At 54.2% G+C, this 23795-nt stretch carries 12 protein-coding genes and 3 rRNA genes; 4 read left to right on the forward strand and 11 right to left on the reverse strand.

Going from position 1 to position 23795, the window contains the following annotated elements:
- Positions 1–185: 185 nt before the first annotated feature.
- Positions 186–3869 carry a methionine synthase gene (gene metH, locus GPJ68_RS23325; protein ID WP_104651956.1) on the reverse strand — a complete coding sequence of 1228 codons (3684 nt, stop codon included), beginning with the start codon at positions 3867–3869 and terminating at the stop codon, positions 186–188.
- A 195-nt stretch (positions 3870–4064) separates the two neighbouring features.
- Between metH and iclR the strand changes: the two genes are divergently transcribed.
- A complete protein-coding gene (iclR, locus tag GPJ68_RS23330) occupies positions 4065–4889 on the forward strand; it encodes a glyoxylate bypass operon transcriptional repressor IclR (protein WP_180837018.1) in 825 nt (274 codons plus the stop codon).
- Positions 4890–4906: 17 nt separating this feature from the next.
- On the opposite strand, the gene aceK is transcribed toward iclR, so the two are convergent.
- From aceK to GPJ68_RS23365, 7 genes are all read right to left on the reverse strand, one after another.
- Complete coding sequence (gene aceK, locus GPJ68_RS23335; RefSeq protein ID WP_104651955.1) at positions 4907–6634, reverse strand: bifunctional isocitrate dehydrogenase kinase/phosphatase; 1728 nt, start codon at positions 6632–6634, stop codon at positions 4907–4909.
- A 102-nt stretch (positions 6635–6736) separates the two neighbouring features.
- Positions 6737–8041 (reverse strand): isocitrate lyase, encoded by a 1305-nt coding sequence (gene aceA, locus GPJ68_RS23340; protein ID WP_049268477.1) that lies wholly within the window; start codon positions 8039–8041, stop codon positions 6737–6739.
- 35 nt (positions 8042–8076) lie between these two features.
- Positions 8077–9678: a malate synthase A gene (gene aceB / locus GPJ68_RS23345; RefSeq protein ID WP_053389653.1), complete on the reverse strand. Its 1602-nt coding sequence runs from the start codon at positions 9676–9678 to the stop codon at positions 8077–8079.
- Positions 9679–9946: 268 nt separating this feature from the next.
- Positions 9947–10876, reverse strand: a complete 930-nt coding sequence (metA, locus tag GPJ68_RS23350) for a homoserine O-succinyltransferase (protein WP_016155321.1) — start codon at positions 10874–10876, stop codon at positions 9947–9949.
- 340 nt (positions 10877–11216) lie between these two features.
- Positions 11217–11332 (reverse strand): 5S ribosomal RNA (rrf, locus tag GPJ68_RS23355).
- Between the two features lie 98 nt (positions 11333–11430).
- Positions 11431–14335 (reverse strand): 23S ribosomal RNA (locus tag GPJ68_RS23360).
- A gap of 234 nt (positions 14336–14569) precedes the next feature.
- Positions 14570–16111, reverse strand: a 16S ribosomal RNA gene (locus tag GPJ68_RS23365).
- Together the 16S, 23S and 5S rRNA genes form the textbook arrangement of a ribosomal RNA operon.
- A 619-nt stretch (positions 16112–16730) precedes the next feature.
- Here GPJ68_RS23365 and purH point away from each other — a divergent pair.
- Together purH and purD are read left to right on the forward strand one after the other, a co-directional pair.
- Positions 16731–18320 (forward strand): bifunctional phosphoribosylaminoimidazolecarboxamide formyltransferase/IMP cyclohydrolase, encoded by a 1590-nt coding sequence (purH, locus tag GPJ68_RS23370; protein ID WP_104652259.1) that lies wholly within the window; start codon positions 16731–16733, stop codon positions 18318–18320.
- A 15-nt stretch (positions 18321–18335) separates the two neighbouring features.
- Positions 18336–19625, forward strand: a complete 1290-nt coding sequence (gene purD, locus GPJ68_RS23375) for a phosphoribosylamine--glycine ligase (protein ID WP_016157951.1) — start codon at positions 18336–18338, stop codon at positions 19623–19625.
- Here the strand turns inward: purD and zraR are convergent.
- On the reverse strand, positions 19622–20947 hold the full coding sequence (gene zraR / locus GPJ68_RS23380; RefSeq protein WP_049282587.1) for a sigma-54-dependent response regulator transcription factor ZraR: 1326 nt from the start codon (positions 20945–20947) through the stop codon (positions 19622–19624). The genes purD and zraR overlap by 4 nt on opposite strands.
- 5 nt (positions 20948–20952) lie before the next feature.
- Positions 20953–22338 (reverse strand): two-component system sensor histidine kinase ZraS, encoded by a 1386-nt coding sequence (zraS, locus tag GPJ68_RS23385; RefSeq protein ID WP_104652258.1) that lies wholly within the window; start codon positions 22336–22338, stop codon positions 20953–20955.
- Between the two features lie 264 nt (positions 22339–22602).
- On the opposite strand from zraS, the gene zraP reads away from it, so the two are divergent.
- On the forward strand, positions 22603–23043 hold the full coding sequence (gene zraP, locus GPJ68_RS23390; RefSeq protein ID WP_101701278.1) for a zinc resistance sensor/chaperone ZraP: 441 nt from the start codon (positions 22603–22605) through the stop codon (positions 23041–23043).
- Between the two features lie 59 nt (positions 23044–23102).
- Here the strand turns inward: zraP and GPJ68_RS23395 are convergent, their stop codons facing one another.
- The gene (locus GPJ68_RS23395) at positions 23103–23795 is read right to left on the reverse strand and encodes a DUF1481 domain-containing protein (protein WP_047359007.1); all 693 of its coding nucleotides are present in this window, start codon (positions 23793–23795) and stop codon (positions 23103–23105) included.

Here is a 23795-nt window from a genome sequence, read left to right on the forward strand (position 1 = left end):
TTCCTGAGGTTCATAGCGATGACATAACACCTGATGACGCCACGCTTATCAGGCCGACAAAAATGTGCCATCCGGCAAGCACTACCGATGAACGTTCTTTCAGTATAAGGGTTTAAACGTAATAAAGAGACAAGGCACTCATTGAGTGCCCTGTTTGTTGTAAATAAAGATGACAGTTTTGTGAATCAGTCAGCGTCATAGCCCAGATTAGGCGCTAACCAACGTTCGACTTCCGCCACGCTCATGCCTTTACGGAAGGCGTAATCTTCAACCTGATCGCGCTGGATTTGCGCCACGGCGTAGTACTTGCTGTCTGGATGACTGAAATACCAGCCGGAAACCGACGCACCTGGCCACATCGCGAAGGATTCGGTGAGCTTCATCCCGGTGTGCGCTTCTACATCCAGCAGTTCCCAGATGGTGGCCTTTTCGGTGTGTTCCGGGCAAGCCGGATAGCCCGGAGCCGGGCGAATTCCCTGGTAGTTTTCGCGGATCAGCTCCTCGTTACTGAGGTTCTCATTCGCCGCATAGCCCCAGTAGACTTTACGCACGCGCTCGTGCAGATATTCCGCGAACGCTTCCGCCAGGCGGTCGGCGATCGCTTTCACCATGATCTTGTTGTAGTCGTCATGCTGGGCTTCGAAGGCGTCCGCCAGTGCATCTTCCTCCAGACCGCCGGTAACTGCGAAAGCACCGATGTAATCCGCTTTGCCGCTCAGTTTCGGCGCAACAAAGTCAGACAGGCAGTAGTTGGCGAAACCGACTTTTTCCGTCTGCTGGCGCAGGTGATGACTGACGTTGATGACGTGCGTACGCGTCTCGTCACGGTAAATCTCGATGTCGTCTCCCACGCGGTTAGCCGGGAACAAGCCCACCACGCCGCGCGGATTCAGGGTCTTCTCAGCGCTGAGTTTATCCAGCATGTCATTGGCGTCTTTGAACAGACGTTTCGCCTCTTCTCCCACCACATCATCTTCGAGGATACGCGGGTATTTCCCGGCCAGCGACCAGGTCATAAAGAACGGCGTCCAGTCGATGTAGTTGCGCAGCGTTTCGATGCTGGCTTCAACACTCTGTACGCCGAGGCGGTGCGCCACCGGCGGCGTATAGTTTTCCCAGTCGAAGGCCAGATCGTTGTCGCGGGCAGCCTGTAACGTTACTGGTGGGGTCCGCGGTTTCTTACGCGCATGCTGGATACGCACGGTTTCGTACTCTTTACGCGTACGGGCGACAAAGTCATCGCGCTGAGTGTCAGAGAGGAGTGCGGCGACTACGCCAACGGTACGCGAGGCGTTCTGCACATAAACCGTCGGGCCACTGTAGTTCTGCTCGATTTTCACCGCCGTGTGCGCTTTTGAGGTGGTCGCGCCGCCAATCAGCAATGGAATAGTGAACCCCTGACGCTCCATCTCTTTCGCCACGTTGACCATTTCGTCCAGCGACGGGGTAATCAGCCCGGAAAGACCAATCAGATCGGCATTCACTTCACGTGCCGTTCTGAGGATTTTCTCCGCTGGCACCATCACGCCAAGATCGACGATTTCGTAGTTGTTACATTGCAGCACCACACCAACGATGTTTTTGCCGATATCGTGCACATCGCCTTTCACGGTAGCAATGACCATCTTGCCGTTGCTGGAGCCTTTCTCTTTGCTGGCCTCAATGTACGGTTCGAGGTAGGCCACCGCCTGCTTCATCACGCGGGCGGATTTCACCACCTGCGGCAGGAACATTTTGCCCTCGCCAAACAGATCGCCAACCACGTTCATCCCGTCCATCAGCGGCCCTTCAATCACCTCGATCGGACGCGCGGCCTGCTGGCGAGCTTCTTCAGTATCCTGCTCAATAAATTCGGTAATGCCTTTCACCAGCGAATATTCGAGGCGCTTTTTCACGTCCCAACTGCGCCATTCCGCCATCTGGGCATTGGCAGTGTCATCAGTTTTGCTACCGCGATATTTCTCAGCCAGCTCCAGCAGACGCTCGGTGCCATCGTCACGACGGTTGAGGATCACATCTTCAACCGCATCGCGCAGCTCGGCGGGCAGGTCGTCGTAGATCGCCAGTTGTCCGGCGTTGACGATCCCCATGTCCATGCCGTTGCGAATGGCGTAGTAAAGGAATACCGCGTGAATGGCTTCACGAACCGGGTCGTTACCACGGAAGGAGAACGACACGTTGGAGACGCCGCCGGAGATCAGCGCGTGCGGTAGTTCGCGTTTGATGTCTTCACAGGCACCGATAAAGTCCTGGGCGTAGTTGTTGTGCTCATCAATCCCGGTCGCGACCGCAAAGATGTTCGGGTCGAAGATAATGTCTTCCGGCGGGAAGCCTACCTCTTCGGTAAGAATGTTGTACGCCCGTCGGCAAATCTCAATTTTACGCGCTCGGGTGTCGGCCTGCCCCTGCTCGTCAAAGGCCATCACCACCACTGCGGCACCGTAGCGTCGCAGCAACTTCGCGTGGTGGATAAAGGTCTCAACCCCCTCTTTCATCGAGATGGAGTTAACGATGCCTTTACCCTGAATGCACTTCAGCCCTTTTTCGATGACGTCCCATTTTGAGGAGTCGATCATAATCGGCACGCGGGCGATATCCGGCTCACCGGCGATAAGGTTGAGAAAACGCACCATCGCCGCTTCGGCGTCGAGCATCCCCTCATCCATGTTGATATCGATAATCTGTGCGCCGCTTTCCACCTGCTGACGGGCGACATCCAGCGCTTCGTTGTATTTCTCTTCTTTGATCAGTCGCTTAAATTTCGCCGAACCGGTGACGTTGGTACGCTCGCCGACGTTCACAAACAGGCTATCGTCGCCAATATTCAACGGTTCAAGGCCAGACAGACGGCAGGCTACCGGGATTTCCGGCAAGCGGCGCGGCGGCAAACCTTCCACTGCGCGGCTCATCGCGGCGATGTGTTCCGGCGTGGTGCCGCAGCAGCCGCCGACCACGTTGAGGAAGCCCGCTTGCGCCCACTCGCGTATTTGCGCCGCCATAGTGTCTGCATCAAGATCGTATTCGCCAAAGGCGTTCGGCAACCCGGCGTTCGGGTGCGCGGTAACGTAGCATTCGGCAATGCGCGACAGCTCCTGCACGTACTGGCGCAACTCGTCCGGGCCTAAGGCGCAGTTCAGACCGAAGGTCAGCGCATCGGCGTGGCGCAGTGAGTTATAGAACGCTTCGGTTGTCTGACCGGAGAGCGTACGCCCGGAAGCATCGGTGATGGTGCCGGAGAGCATAATCGGCAACTCAACGCCCAGCGCTTCGAACTCGGTTTTAACCGCGAAAATAGCGGCTTTGGCGTTCAGGGTATCGAAGACGGTTTCAATCAGGATCAGGTCGCTGCCACCTTCCACCAGCGCTTTGGTGGATTCACGGTAGGCGGCCACCAGCTGATCAAAGGTAATATTGCGGTAAGCCGGGTCGTTGACGTCAGGCGAGATAGACGCCGTACGGTTGGTTGGGCCAAGCACGCCCGCGACATAGCGCGGTTTTTCCGGTGTGCGTGCCGTCCATTCGTCTGCCGCCGCGCGCGCCAGTTTGGCTGCCGCAAAGTTGATTTCCGCCGACAGGGATTCCATCTGGTAATCCGCCATGGCGATAGTCGTGGAGTTAAAGGTGTTGGTTTCGATGATATCCGCGCCCGCCTCAAAATAGGCGTTATGGATGGCGGCGATCACCTCAGGTTTGCTGAGCACCAACAGGTCGTTGTTGCCTTTCAGATCGCACGGCCAGTCGGCAAAGCGTTCGCCGCGGAAATCCTCTTCACTCAGACGATATCCCTGGATCATGGTGCCCATACCGCCGTCCAGCACCAGAATACGTTCATTTAACTGCTGACGTAATTGTTCAACTTTGCTGCTCACACTCGCTCCCGACAACGCTCAACCAGACCGAAAAAAACTCAACAGACCATACTGGCACAAACCTGAGAGGTGGAAAAGAGAACAACGGCCAACATGAGACATGTTCAGCTTCACTCATCCGATCAGTACAGGAATTCTTGCATTATAATTGAATAAAACGAAAATGATTTCCACGATACAGAAAAGGAGTCCGCCATGGTTGCCACAATCCCCGCGAAACGCGGTAGAAAACCCGCCGCTGCTACCACGCCTGCAACCGGGCAGGTTCAGTCTCTGACCCGCGGCCTGAAGCTACTGGAGTGGATTGCAGAATCCAACGGCAGCGTGGCGCTAACCGAGCTGGCACAGCAGGCCGGCTTGCCAAACTCCACGACTCACCGTTTGTTGACCACCATGCAGCAGCAAGGATTTGTCCGTCAGGTGGGTGAATTAGGCCACTGGGCCGTGGGTACGCATGCGTTTATCGTCGGCAGCAGCTTTTTGCAAAGCCGTAATTTGCTGGCGATTGTCCACCCGATCCTGCGCAAGCTGATGGAAGACTCCGGTGAGACGGTAAACCTGGCCGTGTTAGATCAAAGCGACCATCAGGCCATTATTATCGACCAGGTGCAGTGTACCCAACTGATGCGCATGTCCGCGCCTATCGGCGGCAAACTGCCGATGCACGCCTCCGGTGCGGGTAAGGCGTTTTTATCCCAACTGAGTGAAGAACAGGTGACTGGCCTGCTGCACCGTAAAGGGCTGCACGCATACACCCACGCCACGCTGGTGTCGCCGGTGCATCTGAAAGAGGATTTAGCCCAGACGCGCAAGCGCGGCTACTCCTTTGATGATGAGGAGCATGCGCTGGGTCTGCGCTGCGTGGCGTCGTGCATTTATGATGAACACCGCGAACCGTTTGCCGCTATTTCCATCTCCGGACCCATTTCGCGCATTACCGACGATCGAGTGACCGAGTTTGGCGCCATGGCGATCAAAGCGGCGAAAGAAGTCACGCTGGCATACGGCGGATTTCGTTAAGAAAGGGTTGCCGGGCGTCAAGCCGAAAATCTGATGCAAAACCGCTGTTTGCGCCGGTAGGCGTAAACATCTTCCACGTGTCCTTCACGGATCCGCGTTTGCAGACCTCTCCAGTAGTCGGCACTGAACAGGTCAGCATGCATCTCTTCAAATAGCGGCCCGATACGCGGGTCAGCGCATAGCCAGTGACGAAACTCTTCCGGGAAGACATCCCCCGGCGATACGCTATACCACGGTTCAGCGCTCATCTCATCTTCCGGGTAACGCGGCGGCGGGATATGACGGAAATTCACCTCCGTCATGTAGCAAATTTCATCGTAGTCGTAGAACACCACGCGCCCGTGGCGAGTCACGCCGAAGTTCTTAAACAGCATATCGCCGGGGAAAATATTGGCGGCGGCCAGCTGACGAATGGCATTGCCGTACTCTTCAATAGCATCGCGCAGTTGCTGGCCTTCGACCTGCTCCAGCCAGATATTCAGCGGCACCATCCGTCGTTCGATATACAAATGGCGAATGACAATCTGCTCGCCGAGATCGGTAATTTTTTCCGGGGCTTCCTGTAGCAACAGCGCCATCAGCGACGGATCGATTTGCCGTTTATCCAGCACAAAGTTCTCGAACTCCTGAGTATCAGCCATCCGCCCGACACGATCGTGCTCCTTGACCAGTTGATAACAGGCGCGGACGTGGGCGGCCGACATCTCTTTTTGCGGCGCAAATTTGTCTTTGATGACTTTAAAGACGCGGTCGAAGCCTGGCAGGGTAAATACCAGCATCACCATGCCGCGGATCCCCGGCGCTTCGATAAATTGCTCATCGCAATGGGCAAGATAGAGCAGATATTCGCGGTAACTTTCGGTCTTCGCGTGTTTCTGACAGCCGATCGCCATATACAATTCAGCGGTGGTTTTACCGGGCAGGATCTCGCGCAGCCACTCCACTAACGCGGCGGGCAGCGGGGCGTAAACCATAAAATACGAGCGGGCGAAGCCAAACACGATACTGGCTTCCGCCGTCGTGGTCAGGCAGGTATCGACAAACAGTTCGCCCTCGTCAGTACGGTGAATTGGCAGTAAAAACGGCAGCGTCCCGGAAGGGGTAATCAACTTACCGACCAGCCAGGCGGCCTTGTTGCGATAAAACAGTTCGTTCGCCACCTGCAAATGACTGCGCTGCAACAGATCCGCCCCCAGCGTTTCGGTCAGGTGTTCGATGATGTAGTGGATATCCCGATGTCTGTTCTGCCATGGCAGACGCAAGGGCAGATCGCTGAGGACGCGCGTAAGCAGCCACTCCCAGCCGGTATCGGGAAAAAAGTCTTTCGCCAACGGGCGTGGGATCGTGCGAAAACGGCGCTCTGGCTGAGAGCTGAAAATAAACAGTCGCTCGGGAGTCAGCGAGCGGTGGTCAAATAACCGGCAATAGACGGAGTTAAAGAAACTCTCCGCAATCTCGAAGCGTGGGTAATCTGGCAATAGCCGGGTGTAATGCTCTTTCACGCGAAGTAAAAAATCCGCGTCGGTACTTTTGCCATCAGTAATGCAGCGCAGTTGCTCCACCACCAGACCCACATGATGATCGTAAAGGTGGATACGGCTTTTCATCGCCTGCTGAACCGCGTGCCAGCCGGCATGTTCAAAACGCTGCTGCGCGCCGGAGGTCACTTCCAGAAAACGCCCGTACTGGGCGTCGAAACCTTGCAAAATCGTCTGAGCAATCAGTAATTCCAGGCCACGCGTCATCAATTTCTCCCATCCGGCACAATGTCATGCCGGATGGCGCGTTCGCTTATCCGGCCTACATCCTTTCGTAGGCCCGGTAAGCGCAGCGCCACCGGGCATTGATCAAAACTGCGATTCTTCAGTCGAGCCGGTCAGCGCGGTCACTGAAGAAGTGCCGCCCTGAATGATGGTGGTTACTTTGTCGAAGTAGCCTGTCCCTACTTCCTGCTGATGGGACACGAAGGTGTAACCATCTTTAGCCGCCGCAAATTCCGGCTGCTGAACCTTCTCAACGTAGTGGCGCATGCCTTCACCCTGCGCATAGGAATGCGCGAGGTCGAACATGTTGAACCACATGCTGTGAATACCCGCCAGCGTAATGAACTGGTATTTGTAACCCATATCGGACAGCTGTTGCTGGAAGCTGGCAATGGTTTTGTCATCCAGGTTTTTCTGCCAGTTAAACGATGGCGAACAGTTGTAGGCCAGCAGTTTGCCTGGGAATTTCGCATGAATAGCATCGGCAAAGCGCTTCGCCAGTTCGAGGTCCGGCGTGGAGGTTTCACACCACACCAGATCCGCATACGGTGCGTAGGCCAGGCCACGGCTGATCGCCTGCTCAATGCCCGCATGCGTACGGTAGAACCCTTCGCTGGTACGTTCGCCAGTGATGAACTCGCTATCGTATGGGTCGCAATCAGACGTAATCAGATCGGCTGCGTCAGCATCGGTACGCGCAATCACCAGCGTCGGAACGCCCATAACGTCTGCAGCCAGACGGGCTGCCACCAGTTTCTGGATAGCTTCCTGAGTCGGCACCAGGACTTTGCCGCCCATGTGACCACATTTTTTCACCGATGCGAGCTGATCTTCGAAGTGAACGGCCGCTGCACCAGCCTCAATCATCGATTTCATCAGTTCAAACGCGTTCAGTACCCCGCCAAAACCCGCTTCCGCATCGGCAACGATCGGCAGGAAGTAATCCACATAGCGCGGATCGTTCGGCTCAATACCGGTTGACCATTGGATCTGATCGGCACGACGGAATGTGTTGTTGATCCTGTCCACCACCGCCGGAACGGAGTTCGCTGGATACAACGATTGATCCGGATACATGCTGGACGCCAGGTTGGCATCTGCCGCCACCTGCCAGCCTGAAAGGTAGACCGCTTCAATACCAGCTTTCGCTTGCTGCAGCGCCTGACCACCAGTCAGCGCACCGAGGCTGTTGATATAACCTTTCTTCGATTCGCCGTGTAGCAGACGCCACATTTTCGCCGCGCCAAGCTGCGCCAGCGTGCATTCCGGGTTGACCGAGCCACGTAATTTCACCACTTCCTCCGCGCTATAGGGACGGGTGATGCCTTCCCAACGCGGTTGAGTCCATTCTTGCTGTAATTCTTCGATTTGTTGAGTACGGGTTTTCATGTGCAGATGCTCCATTAGGATAAATTGTGGGTAAATTAGGCCAACAGGCGGTAGCCCGGTAACGTCAGGAAGTCAATTAACTCGTCGGAAGTGGTGATTTGCTCCATCAGGCGCGCGGCATCGTCAAAACGCCCACTGCTGTAGCGGTGTTCTCCCAGTTCGTCCTGAATCACCAACATCTCTTCGGCCAGCATCTGGCGGAACAACGGTTTGGTAACCGGTTTGCCGTTGCTGAGCGTTTTCTGGTGGTGGATCCACTGCCAGATGGAAGTACGAGAGATTTCGGCGGTGGCCGCATCTTCCATCAGACCATAAATCGGTACGCAGCCATTACCGGAGATCCACGCTTCGATGTACTGCACCGCGACACGAATGTTGGCACGCATGCCTTCTTCAGTACGCTCACCTTCACAGGGTGCCAGCAATTGTTCTGCGGTAATCGGCGCATCTTCTTCACGGGTCACGAACAGCTGATTTTTGTTTTCACCGAGTACGTCGTTGAACACCGCCATTGCGGTATCTGCCAGTCCTGGATGGGCAATCCATGTGCCGTCATGACCGTTATTGGCTTCCAGCGCTTTGTCCGCTTTTACCTTGGTCAGAACCTGGTTGTTACGTTCCGCATCTTTGCTGGGAATGAACGCGGCCATGCCGCCCATCGCGAACGCGCCGCGTTTATGACAGGTTTTAATCAGCAGACGCGAATACGCACTGAGGAATGGCTTATCCATCGTCACCACCTGACGATCCGGCAACACGCGATCCGGGTGGTTCTTCAGTGTTTTGATATAGCTGAAAATGTAGTCCCAGCGACCGCAGTTCAGGCCCACAATGTGATCACGCAGCGCGTGCAAAATTTCGTCCATCTGGAAAACGGCTGGCAGCGTTTCAATCAGCAGGGTCGCTTTAATTGTGCCGCGCGGCAGATTAAAGCGATCCTCTGCATAGCTGAACACTTCGCTCCACCATGCCGCTTCTTGCCAGGCCTGCGTTTTGGGTAGATAGAAATAAGGGCCACTGCCTTTTGCTAGCAACGTTTTGTGGTTGTGGAAGAAATAGAGGGCGAAGTCGAACAGGCTGCCCGGGATCGATTCGCCACGCCAGGTGACGTGTTTTTCCGGCAGATGCAGACCGCGAACGCGGCACACTAACAGGGCCGGATTGGGTTTGAGTTGATAAATTTTACCGGCTTCGTTGGTGTAGCTAATGGTGCCATTGACTGCATCGCGCAAGTTGATCTGCCCGTCGATAACTTTGCTCCACTCAGGAGCCAGCGAATCTTCAAAATCAGCCATAAAGACTTTGACGTTCGCGTTCAGCGCGTTGATAACCATCTTGCGCTCAACCGGTCCGGTAATCTCTACACGGCGATCCAGTAAATCATCAGGAATACCGCGAACTTTCCAGTTACCTTCACGAATGGAAGCTGTTTCCGAAATAAAGTCAGGCAACTTACCGTCATCAATATCCTGCTGCTGCTGGATACGTGCAGCCAGAAGTTTATTCCGCTTTGGCGTAAATCTTGTCACCAGCTCGGTCAGAAACTCCACCGCTTCAGCGGTCAGAATCTGCTGTTCCTGTTCGCCACGCGGCCTGGTGAAGATCAGTTCATCGGTTGTCGTTGCCTGTTGATTCATTGCGTAGTTCCTCGTCATTGATCCAAACACATCCCCAATGCGAACGAAGGATCGTTGTGCGGTTTTCGTTCAGCACAACTAAGACTACTCATTTAAATTTCAAAATCAAAAACAATTTCCATTTTTAATTTAATTATCAATTAACCTATTGATAACAATATAAATAAAATTTAATTACACAGTGAGGTGCGTTTCGGAAATAAAAAAGGCACCCGAAGGTGCCTGATTCAACATGCTGAAACGCTTAAGGATCGTCTGTTACAGAAGATTAATCCAGCGTTGGATTCATGTGACGTAGATCATATGGCGTGATCTGGTAAACGTAATAGTTGAGCCAGTTGGTAAACAACAGATTGCCGTGGCTACGCCAGGTTGCCCGCGGTTTATTTTGCGGGTCATCTTTTGGGAAGTAGTTATAGGGCACTTCCGGCGTTAAGCCCGCTTCGACGTCACGAAAATATTCACTGCCGAGTGTATGGGCGTCATATTCAGGATGGCCCGTTACGAAGGCGATACGTTTATCTTTGCTGGCAAACAGGTAGGCATCTCCCTCTTCTGTTTCGGCAAAAATCTCGAGATCGGTGTAGTCCCTGATAAGGGCAGCAGGAAAATCGGCATAGCGCGAATGCGGGGCCAGGAACGCATCATCAAATCCACGCGTCAGCAGCGCATGAGGATGAAGAATATGGTGCTCATAGACGCCTGAGAGTTTATCCGTACGGGTTTGCTTGGGAATTCCGTACAAGATATTTAATGCAGCTTGCACCGCCCAACAGACAAAGAGCGTCGATGTAACATGATCTTTCGCCCATTCAAGCACTTGTTTAATCTGCGGCCAGTAAGCCACGTCATTAAATTCAACCAGACCCAACGGCGCGCCGGTCACGATTAGCCCATCAAAGTTCTGATCGCAGATATCCTCGAAATTACAGTAAAAGTTATTCAGATGCTCCGTAGGGGTGTTGCGTGACTCGCGGGCATCAATGCGCAATAGCTGAACATCTACCTGCAGCGGTGAGTTAGAGAGTAAACGCAGGAACTGGTTTTCCGTTTCAATCTTCTTGGGCATCAGGTTGAGGATGAGCACCTTCAGTGGACGAATTTCCTGACCAGAAGCGCGAGATGACGTCATCACAAAGACGTTTTCCTCACGCAAGAAATTGACGGCGGGTAGCTCGTCCTGCACGCGAATTGGCATAACCTGATAACCTCACTACATACGTTTAAACGTTTAGACATCCAGATAGCTGAAGATACCCAGGAATCATGCGAATGTCGAGCCTGCATCCTCAAGTTGAGAAAGTTTCACGGCTCCTTGCTGTAGATTAGTGCAGTAAAGAAAAAAGGAGAATGCTATTCGTCGTTCGCGCAACAGGCAATGTGCTGCCGGGAGAGCCTGGTGTGCTGCGCTTCTCAGGCCTGAACACCGGTTACAACATGATGGGCTGGATAAAATGGTACGCTGCATCCGGCAGTTATCACTCCCTGCAGACGCAAAAAAGCCCATCCGGCAGGATGGGCTTCTTCACTTGTTTGATGCCTGGCAGTTCCCTACTCTCGCATGGGGAGACCCCACACTACCATCGGCGCTACGGCGTTTCACTTCTGAGTTCGGCATGGGGTCAGGTGGGACCACCGCGCTACAGCCGCCAGGCAAATTCTGTTTATCAACACACCTCTCGGGTCTGTCGATGTAATCTGTAATCAAGCTGAATTTCGATGTCTCTTTCGCCAAAACATCTTCGGCGTTGTAAGGTTAAGCCTCACGGTTCATTAGTATCGGTTAGCTCAACGTATCGCTACGCTTACACACCCGACCTATCAACGTCGTCGTCTTCAACGTTCCTTCAGGACCCTTAAAGGGTCAGGGAGAACTCATCTCGGGGCAAGTTTCGTGCTTAGATGCTTTCAGCACTTATCTCTTCCGCATTTAGCTACCGGGCAATGCCATTGGCATGACAACCCGAACACCAGTGATGCGTCCACTCCGGTCCTCTCGTACTAGGAGCAGCCCCCCTCAATTCTCCAGCGCCCACGGCAGATAGGGACCGAACTGTCTCACGACGTTCTAAACCCAGCTCGCGTACCACTTTAAATGGCGAACAGCCATACCCTTGGGACCTACTTCAGCCCCAGGATGTGATGAGCCGACATCGAGGTGCCAAACACCGCCGTCGATATGAACTCTTGGGCGGTATCAGCCTGTTATCCCCGGAGTACCTTTTATCCGTTGAGCGATGGCCCTTCCATTCAGAACCACCGGATCACTAAGACCTGCTTTCGCACCTGCTCGAGCCGTCACTCTCGCAGTCAAGCTAGCTTATGCCTTTGCACTAACCTCCTGATGTCCGACCAGGATTAGCTAACCTTCGTGCTCCTCCGTTACTCTTTAGGAGGAGACCGCCCCAGTCAAACTACCCACCAGACACTGTCCGCAACCCGGATCACGGGTCTACGTTAGAACACCAGCCATTAAAGGGTGGTATTTCAAGGTTGGCTCCATGCAGACTGGCGTCCACACTTCAAAGCCTCCCACCTATCCTACACATCAAGGACCAGTGTTCAGTGTCAAGCTATAGTAAAGGTTCACGGGGTCTTTCCGTCTTGCCGCGGGTACACTGCATCTTCACAGCGAGTTCAATTTCACTGAGTCTCGGGTGGAGACAGCCTGGCCATCATTACGCCATTCGTGCAGGTCGGAACTTACCCGACAAGGAATTTCGCTACCTTAGGACCGTTATAGTTACGGCCGCCGTTTACCGGGGCTTCGATCAAGAGCTTCTCCTTACGGATAACCCCATCAATTAACCTTCCGGCACCGGGCAGGCGTCACACCGTATACGTCCACTTTCGTGTTTGCACAGTGCTGTGTTTTTAATAAACAGTTGCAGCCAGCTGGTATCTTCGACTGATTTCAGCTCCATGAGTAAATCACTTCACCTACATATCAGCGTGCCTTCTCCCGAAGTTACGGCACCATTTTGCCTAGTTCCTTCACCCGAGTTCTCTCAAGCGCCTTGGTATTCTCTACCTGACCACCTGTGTCGGTTTGGGGTACGATTTTGTGTTACCTGATGCTTAGAGGCTTTTCCTGGAAGCAGGGCATTTGTTACTTCAGCACCGTAGTGCCTCGTCATCACACCTCAGCGTTAGCAAGACTCCGGATTTACCTGGAATCTCCGCCTACATGCTTAAACCGGGACAACCGTCGCCCGGCTAACATAGCCTTCTCCGTCCCCCCTTCGCAGTAACACCAAGTACAGGAATATTAACCTGTTTCCCATCGACTACGCCTTTCGGCCTCGCCTTAGGGGTCGACTCACCCTGCCCCGATTAACGTTGGACAGGAACCCTTGGTCTTCCGGCGTGCGGGTTTTTCACCCGCATTATCGTTACTTATGTCAGCATTCGCACTTCTGATACCTCCAGCAACCTCACAGCCACCTTCAACGGCTTACAGAACGCTCCCCTACCCAACAACACATAGTGTCGCTGCCGCAGCTTCGGTGCATGGTTTAGCCCCGTTACATCTTCCGCGCAGGCCGACTCGACCAGTGAGCTATTACGCTTTCTTTAAATGATGGCTGCTTCTAAGCCAACATCCTGGCTGTCTGTGCCTTCCCACATCGTTTCCCACTTAACCATGACTTTGGGACCTTAGCTGGCGGTCTGGGTTGTTTCCCTCTTCACGACGGACGTTAGCACCCGCCGTGTGTCTCCCGTGATAACATTCTTCGGTATTCGCAGTTTGCATCGGGTTGGTAAGTCGGGATGACCCCCTAGCCGAAACAGTGCTCTACCCCCGAAGATGAGTTCACGAGGCGCTACCTAAATAGCTTTCGGGGAGAACCAGCTATCTCCCGGTTTGATTGGCCTTTCACCCCCAGCCACAAGTCATCCGCTAATTTTTCAACATTAGTCGGTTCGGTCCTCCAGTTAGTGTTACCCAACCTTCAACCTGCCCATGGCTAGATCACCGGGTTTCGGGTCTATACCCTGCAACTTAACGCCCAGTTAAGACTCGGTTTCCCTTCGGCTCCCCTATTCGGTTAACCTTGCTACAGAATATAAGTCGCTGACCCATTATACAAAAGGTACGCAGTCACCCCATAAAGAGGCTCCCACTGCTTGTACGTACACGGTTTCAGGTTCTTTTTCACTCCCCTCGCCGGGGTTCTTTTCGCCTTTCCCTCACGGTACTGGTTCACTATCGGTCAGTCAGGAGTATTTAGCCTTGGAGGATGGTCCCCCCATATTCAGACAGGATACCACGTGTCCCGCCCTACTCTTCGAGTTCACAACACATGCACTTTTGTGTACGGGACTATCACCCTGTACCGTCGGACTTTCCAGACCGTTCCACTACCACACATGCTGATTCAGACTCTGGGCTGCTCCCCGTTCGCTCGCCGCTACTGGGGGAATCTCGGTTGATTTCTTTTCCTCGGGGTACTTAGATGTTTCAGTTCCCCCGGTTCGCTTCATTACGCTATGTATTCACGCAATGATAGTGTGACGAATCACACTGGGTTTCCCCATTCGGAAATCGCCGGTTATAACGGTTCATATCACCTTACCGACGCTTATCGCAGATTAGCACGTCCTTCATCGCCTCTGACTGCCAGGGCATCCACCGTGTACGCTTAGTCGCTTAACCTCACAACCCGAAGATGTTTCGTAAAACACTTCAGTGTTGCGAAAATTTGAGAGACTCGAACACACCGCTTTTCATTTCTTGTTTACGGAGAAATGAAACAGTGTGTCGTTTCAATTTTCAGCTTGATCCAGATTTTTAAAGAGCAAAACTTCTTAATGCACTCGAAAGTACATTCAGAAGTTCATCATTCATCAGACAATCTGTGTGAGCACTACAAAGAACGTTTCTTTAAGGTAAGGAGGTGATCCAACCGCAGGTTCCCCTACGGTTACCTTGTTACGACTTCACCCCAGTCATGAATCACAAAGTGGTAAGCGCCCTCCCGAAGGTTAAGCTACCTACTTCTTTTGCAACCCACTCCCATGGTGTGACGGGCGGTGTGTACAAGGCCCGGGAACGTATTCACCGTGGCATTCTGATCCACGATTACTAGCGATTCCGACTTCATGGAGTCGAGTTGCAGACTCCAATCCGGACTACGACATACTTTATGAGGTCCGCTTGCTCTCGCGAGGTCGCTTCTCTTTGTATATGCCATTGTAGCACGTGTGTAGCCCTACTCGTAAGGGCCATGATGACTTGACGTCATCCCCACCTTCCTCCAGTTTATCACTGGCAGTCTCCTTTGAGTTCCCGGCCGGACCGCTGGCAACAAAGGATAAGGGTTGCGCTCGTTGCGGGACTTAACCCAACATTTCACAACACGAGCTGACGACAGCCATGCAGCACCTGTCTCAGAGTTCCCGAAGGCACCAAAGCATCTCTGCTAAGTTCTCTGGATGTCAAGAGTAGGTAAGGTTCTTCGCGTTGCATCGAATTAAACCACATGCTCCACCGCTTGTGCGGGCCCCCGTCAATTCATTTGAGTTTTAACCTTGCGGCCGTACTCCCCAGGCGGTCGACTTAACGCGTTAGCTCCGGAAGCCACGCCTCAAGGGCACAACCTCCAAGTCGACATCGTTTACGGCGTGGACTACCAGGGTATCTAATCCTGTTTGCTCCCCACGCTTTCGCACCTGAGCGTCAGTCTTTGTCCAGGGGGCCGCCTTCGCCACCGGTATTCCTCCAGATCTCTACGCATTTCACCGCTACACCTGGAATTCTACCCCCCTCTACAAGACTCTAGCCTGCCAGTTTCGGATGCAGTTCCCAGGTTGAGCCCGGGGATTTCACATCCGACTTGACAGACCGCCTGCGTGCGCTTTACGCCCAGTAATTCCGATTAACGCTTGCACCCTCCGTATTACCGCGGCTGCTGGCACGGAGTTAGCCGGTGCTTCTTCTGCGAGTAACGTCAATCACTGCGGTTATTAACCACAATGCCTTCCTCCTCGCTGAAAGTACTTTACAACCCGAAGGCCTTCTTCATACACGCGGCATGGCTGCATCAGGCTTGCGCCCATTGTGCAATATTCCCCACTGCTGCCTCCCGTAGGAGTCTGGACCGTGTCTCAGTTCCAGTGTGGCTGGTCATCCTCTCAGACCAGCTAGGGATCGTCGCCTAGGTGAGCCGTTACCCCACCTACTAGCTAATCCCATCTGGGCACATCCGATGGCAAGAGGCCCGAAGGTCCCCCTCTTTGGTCTTGCGACGTTATGCGGTATTAGCTACCGTTTCCAGTAGTTATCCCCCTCCATCGGGCAGTTTCCCAGACATTACTCACCCGTCCGCCACTCGTCACCCAAGGAGCAAGCTCCTCTGTGCTACCGTTCGACTTGCATGTGTTAGGCCTGCCGCCAGCGTTCAATCTGAGCCATGATCAAACTCTTCAATTTAAGTTTGATGCTCGTGAATTAAACTTCGTAATGAATTACGTGTTCACTCAGAGACTTGGTATTCATTTTTCGTCTTGCGACGTTAAGAATCCGTATCTTCGAGTGCCCACACAGATTGTCTGATAAATTGTTAAAGAGCAGTTGCGACGCGCTTTAGCGCTCTGTCGCGAGGTGGCGTATATTACGCTTTCCTCTTTCAGAGTCAACCCTCATTTTCAGGTTTTTCTCTTCAACCGAACCGGCTGTTTGTGTGAAGTGATTCACATCCGCCGTGTCGATGGAGGCGCATTATAGGGAGTTTCCTGCGGCCCGCAACCCTTAAATTGCAGAAAAATGACTGACCGCTGCATTCCACAGCAAAACCCCGCCTTATACCCATTTACACACAGAGTTATCCACAAACCACGCGATCGTTTGTGCACTTCTCTGTTTATATGAGCATCCTTCAACGGAAAAAGAAGAGGTCAAAATCGAAAATTAAAAATTCGCGAGCGTTGCGCAAACGTTTTCGTTACAATGCCCCCGCACAACAAGGATGCCCCGTAAGGGGCGTTAGCTGAGTTTTTAGCCAAGAATTCACCTAACGCTCTCTGTAATAGTCAAATCCAGGGGATTTACCATGCAACAACGTCGTCCAGTCCGCCGCGCTCTGCTCAGTGTTTCTGACAAGGCCGGTATCATCGAATTCGCTCAGGCACTTTCCGCACGCGGTGTGGAGCTGCTGTCTACAGGTGGCACTGCGCGCCTGTTAGCTGAGAAAGGTCTGCCAGTGACCGAAGTTTCCGATTACACCGGCTTCCCGGAAATGATGGATGGACGCGTAAAGACCCTGCATCCGAAAGTCCACGGCGGCATTCTTGGTCGTCGCGGTCAGGACGACGGGATTATGGAACAGCACGGCATCACACCTATCGACATGGTGGTTGTTAACCTGTACCCGTTCGCCGAGACCGTTGCCCGTGAAGGCTGCTCGCTGGAAGATGCGGTAGAAAACATTGATATCGGCGGCCCGACGATGGTGCGTTCCGCTGCCAAGAACCATAAAGATGTGGCTATCGTTGTGAAGAGCAGCGACTACGTCGCCATTATTAAAGAGATGGATGCCAACGACGGTTCTCTAACCCTCGACACGCGTTTCGATCTCGCGATTAAAGCCTTTGAACACACCGCCGCTTACGACAGCATGATTGCCAACTACTTCGGTAGCATGGTTCCGGCCTACCACGGCGAAAGCAAAGAAGCCGCCGGTCGCTTTCCACGTACACTGAACCTGAACTTCATTAAGAAGCAGGATATGCGCTACGGCGAGAACAGCCACCAACAGGCTGCCTTCTATATAGAAGAGAATGTTAAAGAAGCGTCCGTTGCCACCGCGCAGCAGGTACAGGGCAAAGCACTTTCCTACAACAACATCGCCGATACCGATGCGGCGCTGGAGTGCGTAAAAGAATTCAACGAGCCAGCCTGTGTGATCGTCAAACACGCTAACCCGTGCGGCGTGGCAGTCAGTACCTCTATTCTCGATGCTTACGACCGCGCCTATAAAACCGACCCGACCTCTGCGTTCGGCGGCATCATCGCCTTCAACCGCGAACTGGATGCCGAAACTGCTCAAGCCATCATTTCCCGTCAGTTCGTGGAAGTGATCATCGCGCCATCCGCAACCGAAGACGCACTGAAAATCACCGCCGCCAAACAGAACGTCCGCGTGCTGACCTGCGGTCAGTGGGCACAACGTGTGCCGGGCCTGGACTTCAAACGCGTTAACGGCGGTCTGCTGGTTCAGGATCGTGACCTGGGTATGGTGAGCGAAGGTGAACTGCGCGTAGTTTCCAAACGTCAGCCGACCGAACAGGAACTGCGCGATGCGCTGTTCTGCTGGAAAGTGGCTAAATTTGTAAAATCCAACGCCATTGTTTACGCCAAAGAGAACATGACTATCGGTATAGGCGCAGGCCAGATGAGCCGCGTATATTCCGCAAAAATCGCCGGGATTAAAGCCGCCGACGAAGGTCTGGAAGTTCAAGGTTCCTCTATGGCATCCGACGCTTTCTTCCCGTTCCGCGATGGGATTGATGCCGCCGCCGCCGCTGGTGTGACCTGCGTGATCCAGCCGGGCGGTTCTATCCGTGATGATGAAGTCATTGCTGCCGCCGACGAGCACGGCATAGCGATGGTGTTCACCGACATGCGCCACTTCCGCCATTAATCCACGGAGCAGACGATGAAAGTATTAGTGATTGGCAACGGGGGGCGCGAACACGCGCTGGCCTGGAAAGCGGCGCAGTCGCCAAAAGTCGAAACGGTATTTGTCGCACCAGGCAACGCGGGCACCGCGCTGGAACCTGCGCTGCAAAACGTGGCAATCGGCGTGACCGATATTCCGGCGCTGCTGAGCTTTGCCCAGAATGAGAAGATCGATCTGACCATCGTTGGCCCAGAAGCGCCTCTGGTAATTGGCGTGGTCGATGCGTTTCGCGCCGCCGGTCTGAAAATCTTCGGCCCAACCGAAGGTGCAGCGCAGTTGGAAGGCTCCAAAGCCTTCACCAAAGATTTCCTTGCCCGTCATAACATTCCAACGGCGGAGTATCAGAACTTCACCGAGATTGAGCCTGCGCTGGCCTATCTGCGTGAGAAAGGCGCGCCGATCGTTATCAAGGCCGACGGCCTGGCCGCCGGTAAAGGCGTTATCGTCGCGATGACGCTGGAGGAAGCCGAAGCCGCCGTTCATGACATGCTGGCAGGTAACGCTTTTGGCGATGCGGGCCACCGTATCGTGATCGAAGAGTTCCTCGACGGTGAAGAAGCGAGCTTTATCGTGATGGTTGACGGCGAGCACGTGCTGCCAATGGCCACCAGCCAGGACCACAAACGCGTGGGCAACGGCGATACCGGTCCGAACACCGGCGGTATGGGCGCTTACTCACCTGCACCGGTGGTGACTGACGACGTTCATCAGCGCACCATGGAACGCATCATCTGGCCAACCGTAAAAGGCATGGCGGCGGAAGGGAACACTTACACCGGTTTCCTGTACGCAGGTCTGATGATCGACAAACAGGGCAACCCGAAGGTTATCGAGTTCAACTGCCGCTTCGGCGATCCGGAAACCCAGCCGATCATGCTGCGTATGAAATCGGATCTGGTCGAACTGTGCCTTGCCGCCTGTGACGGCAAGCTGGATGAGAAAACCTCTGAGTGGGACGAACGCGCCTCTTTGGGCGTAGTGATTGCCGCGGGCGGTTATCCGGGCAACTACAATACTGGCGATGAGATCCACGGCCTGCCGCTGGAAGAAGTCGCTGACGGTAAAGTGTTCCACGCGGGCACCAAACTGTCTGCTGACGATCGCGTGCTGACCAACGGCGGTCGCGTCCTGTGCGCCACCGCGCTGGGCAACACCGTTGCCGAGGCGCAGCAGCGTGCCTACGCTCTGATGACCGACATCCGTTGGGACGGCAGCTTCAGCCGTAACGACATCGGCTGGCGCGCCATCGAACGTGAGCAAAACTAACGGCTGAGCTTAGCCAGCAGCGTTTTGCGCGTAATACCTAACTGACGGGCGGCTTCGGTTTTATTGCCGCCCGTTTTTTCCAGCGCCGCCAGAATCACTTCTTTTTCGACATCCACCAGCGGTTGGATCTCGCCACTGTATTCCGTTTTTATCGGTGTCGCGGCAATCGCCATCGGCAGTTCGCGTTCGGAAATATATTCCCCCGTTAGCAGCACCACCGAACGCTCAATCGCATTTTCCAGCTCACGGATATTACCCGGCCAGTCATAGTGGATCAGCAGATCCATCGCCTGCGGAGTAAAGCCTTTCACCGCTTTTCGATTACGTGTGGCAAAACGCTGGAGAAAATGTTCGGCCAGCAGCGGAATATCTTCCCGACGCTGGCACAGCGCTGGCATTTCAATAGTGATGACGTTCAGGCGATAGTAGAGATCCTGACGAAAGTGCCCGGCGTTAACTTCCTCCGCCAGATCGCGATGTGTGGCGGCGATCAGCCGGACATCAACCGCAATAGTCTGGTTGCTGCCAACCCGTTGCACTTCCCGCTCCTGGATTGCCCGCAGCAGACGCACCTGCATTAGCGGTGAGATATCACCAATTTCATCAAGAAATAACGTGCCGCCTTCGGCTTCCACAAAGCGCCCTTCCCGCCGCTTATCCGCGCCGGTAAACGCGCCTTTCTCGTGACCAAAAAGTTCGGACTCCAGCAGCGACTCATTAAGCGACGCACAGTTCAGCGTCACCAGCGGTTTATCACAGCGGGCACTGCTGGCATGCAGCGCCCGGGCCACCAGCTCTTTCCCCGTACCGGAGTCTCCGTGAATGAGCACCGTTGCATCCGAGGGCGCAACCATCGCGATTTCATTGATCAACTGCTGCATCGCCGGACTGCTGCCAATCATGCCAAACTGCGCAGCCGACCCTGACGGCAGTTCAGCGCCCGTTTCCCGCGTATGCGCCAGCGCCTTTTCCAGCGTCTCCTGCAGGCGATCAAAATCCAGCGGCTTGATTAAGTAGTCCAGCGCCCCGGTTTTCAGCGCCTCAACGGCGGTCTCCACGCTGGAGAACGCCGTCATGATCAATACCGGAATCGCCGAATTCAACGCTTTAATCTCTTTCAGCGTTGCGATGCCGTCCATCTCCGCCATACGCACATCGCACAGCACTAAATCAAATACGCGTTCACGCACCTGTTCCAGTGCCGCTTGCCCGCTATAGGCCAGCGCGACCTCATAACCCCAGCCGCGCAGCAGCGCCTGTAAAATGGTGCAGTGGCTGATATCGTCATCTACCACCAGAATATTGATTTTTCCGCGCGTCATCCTTGTTAATCCTGTTGTTTCGCGTTGGTTGGCAGCCAGAGGGTAAAGGTTGCGCCTTTGCCCTCAACGCTTGCCACATGAATGGTACCACCGTGCTGTTCAATTATGTTCTGCACTACCGCCAGCCCAAGGCCGGTTCCATCCGCTTTAGTCGTGAAGTAAGGCGTAAAAATGGCCTCCAGCTGTTCCGCGGCAATCCCTTTCCCGCTATCAGTAACCACGATTTTAACGCGATCGCCGCTGCTTTCACCCGCTTCAACCGTAATCGTGCCCTGACGACCAATCGCATGAATGGCGTTCAGATACAGATTCAACAGAACCTGAGTAAGTCGGTCGGGATCGGCCTGAATAGCGGGCAGCGTGGAACTGGCCGAAAAACGTAGCTGGATTTCCCGACTTGCCGCATCCTGACTAACCAGGTTTAATGAGTGGGTGATGACCTCATTGAGATCCACCTGTTGCAGCGTCAGATGCGCAGGTTTCACCAGCTCCAGCAGCTCGCTCACCACCCGATTTAAACGGTCCGCCTCTTTCGCCATCACCTGCGCCAGCTCATGCGACTCACCACCAGCCGGAGTTCGTTCGGCAAAATACTTCGCTAAACCTTTGATCGATGAAAGCGGGTTTCGAATCTCATGCGCGACCCCGGCCGCCAGATGCCCGAGCGCCATCAGTTTTTCTTTACGCTTCATCGCATCCTGCAGTTCTTTGTACGAGCGCTGATAGCGTTGATACCAGAAGAACGTCAGCACAGTGGCCAGCAGCACGGCCGCCAGCGCAGACAGGACGATCAGGGTGTTACGCCACTCTCTTGCCTGAGTCGCAGCCAGATCGCTGGCATCAAAAGCGATAAATATGGTTTGTGCGGGGGGGATAAGCTGTCCGTCATTGCTGGCACAGCGCGCCATGCCATGACGTCCTGGACCATACATCGGCTGAAACTGACGATAAATTTCCAGGACCGGTGTTTTTTCACCGTCCCCCGTAGGCATGTCAATATTCCGCCAGCTTTCTTGTTCCCCGGGGCTTAGTTGCCGCAGGACATCCGGTGAATAGAGCGTTTTACCGACCATCGCGGAATTGCTGTGAGTAATAATGACGCCATGATCGTCAACGACGGCAAACCATAGCACGCCTGGTTGTACGGCCATTTCCTCCAGCAGCGTCTGCTGTTGAGCATGATGCATGCGCATCCCCATACCTACGCGCGTACCAGACTCCAGAGCGCGGATGAGCACGCTGCCTTTTTCCAGTAGCGTTTGCCGCGCGGCGCCGCTTTCCCGCCCATAGTCCCGAATGGTCATAATCGAAAACCAACCGACCAAAATCAGGATTGCCGCCAGCAAGAGTCGGCTCAACCACTTGGCCGCCGTGTCCTTATAAAGACGCATACGCTCTCCCTTTATCCCACCTGTTCCTTTCATCGTTGCAGGTATACAGCAGAAATCATGCCATTTTTTCTCCGTGATAACCCTGCCCTCAGACACAAACCGCTGAAAGTAGCGGGTAAAAATGACCCGCCGGCGCGTTCTGGCGAGTCATTTTTACTCGTCGCCCTGTAAAGGCCACGACTACAACGCCCGCGGGACCGGGATTGCCGCTTTGGCACGGAAGATGCAATAGGAAATGTAATCTAACCAACAGGAGAACGACCCATGAAACGGAACAACAAACTGGCGCTGATTGCACTCTCTCTTATCGCGTTGGGCTCTACCCCGGCGCTGGCGCAGAATCACTGGGGATATGGTGATGGAATGCAGCAACGAGGCGGTACGCCAATGACCACTGAGCAGCAGGCTACCGCGCAGAAAATCTATGATGATTACTACTCGCAGACCAGCGCTTTGCGCCAACAGCTGACCTCTAAACGTTATGAGTACAACGCGTTGCTAACAGCCAGCTCGCCAGACACAGCAAAAATTAATGCCGTGGCAAAAGAGATGGAGGCGTTGAATCAGTCACTGGATGAGCAGCGCGTTAAACGCGATGTCGCAATGGCCCAGGCAGGCGTACCTCGCGGAGCGGGAATGGGCTACGGCGGGTGCGGCGGTGGCGGCAACCATCGCGGCGGCCATATGGGAATGGGCCACTGGTAAACGTTTTTTGCCGGATGGCGGCCTCACCTTATCTGGCCCGATGTCCTGGCATCAGGTTTTCAGAAGGTTTTGGCAGTAGGCTGCCAGTGACAAAAATCTTCATTAGCAACCAGCAGTAGCTGCGACCCTTCGGGCGCTTCCAGCCATGCCACACTCACTTCTACAGATGAATGGCTCTGGCGGCGCTCAATGTGGTTTATCGCCCACGATTCCAGATCGGGCTTCAGTGTTTCACCTTCACAGGTCGTGACTGTGTTATTCGCATGCCAGCGTCCCTGACGCAATATCACCCGTCCCTGACGCAACGCATCGCTGGTCTGGCGGATTTGATCGGCACGATAGCGGTAAAGAGCAATTTGATCGCTGGAAAGCTGCTGCTTTTGCCCATCGACTTCACGCTGCATGAAACTCAGTTCGCCCCGGTCATCGAAGCGTATACGGACATGTTCCGGTGGTTTACTGTAAGTGTTGAGTTCTATCAGCGAGAGCGAATCACCCTGCCAGCGGTATTCACTGGTGGTGGTATCGCCTTTACGCCACGGACTAAATACCGAGAGCAAGTGAACATCGTCGCTGGAATCTTTACGCCAAATGCGTACCGCCCCCTGATCGCCAACATAGCCGCTGGCCGTGAACGGAGGAAGCTCAGAGTGGCGACTACAGGCAGACAGTAACAGCACACCTGAAAGCCAAAGCGAATGACGCCAGATGGACAAAAGGGGCGAAACCGCCCCTTCGATAAAACTGTTCAC

Origin of the sequence: Citrobacter sp. 172116965 (assembly GCF_013458095.1) — a bacterium.
GTDB lineage: Bacteria > Pseudomonadota > Gammaproteobacteria > Enterobacterales > Enterobacteriaceae > Citrobacter > Citrobacter braakii.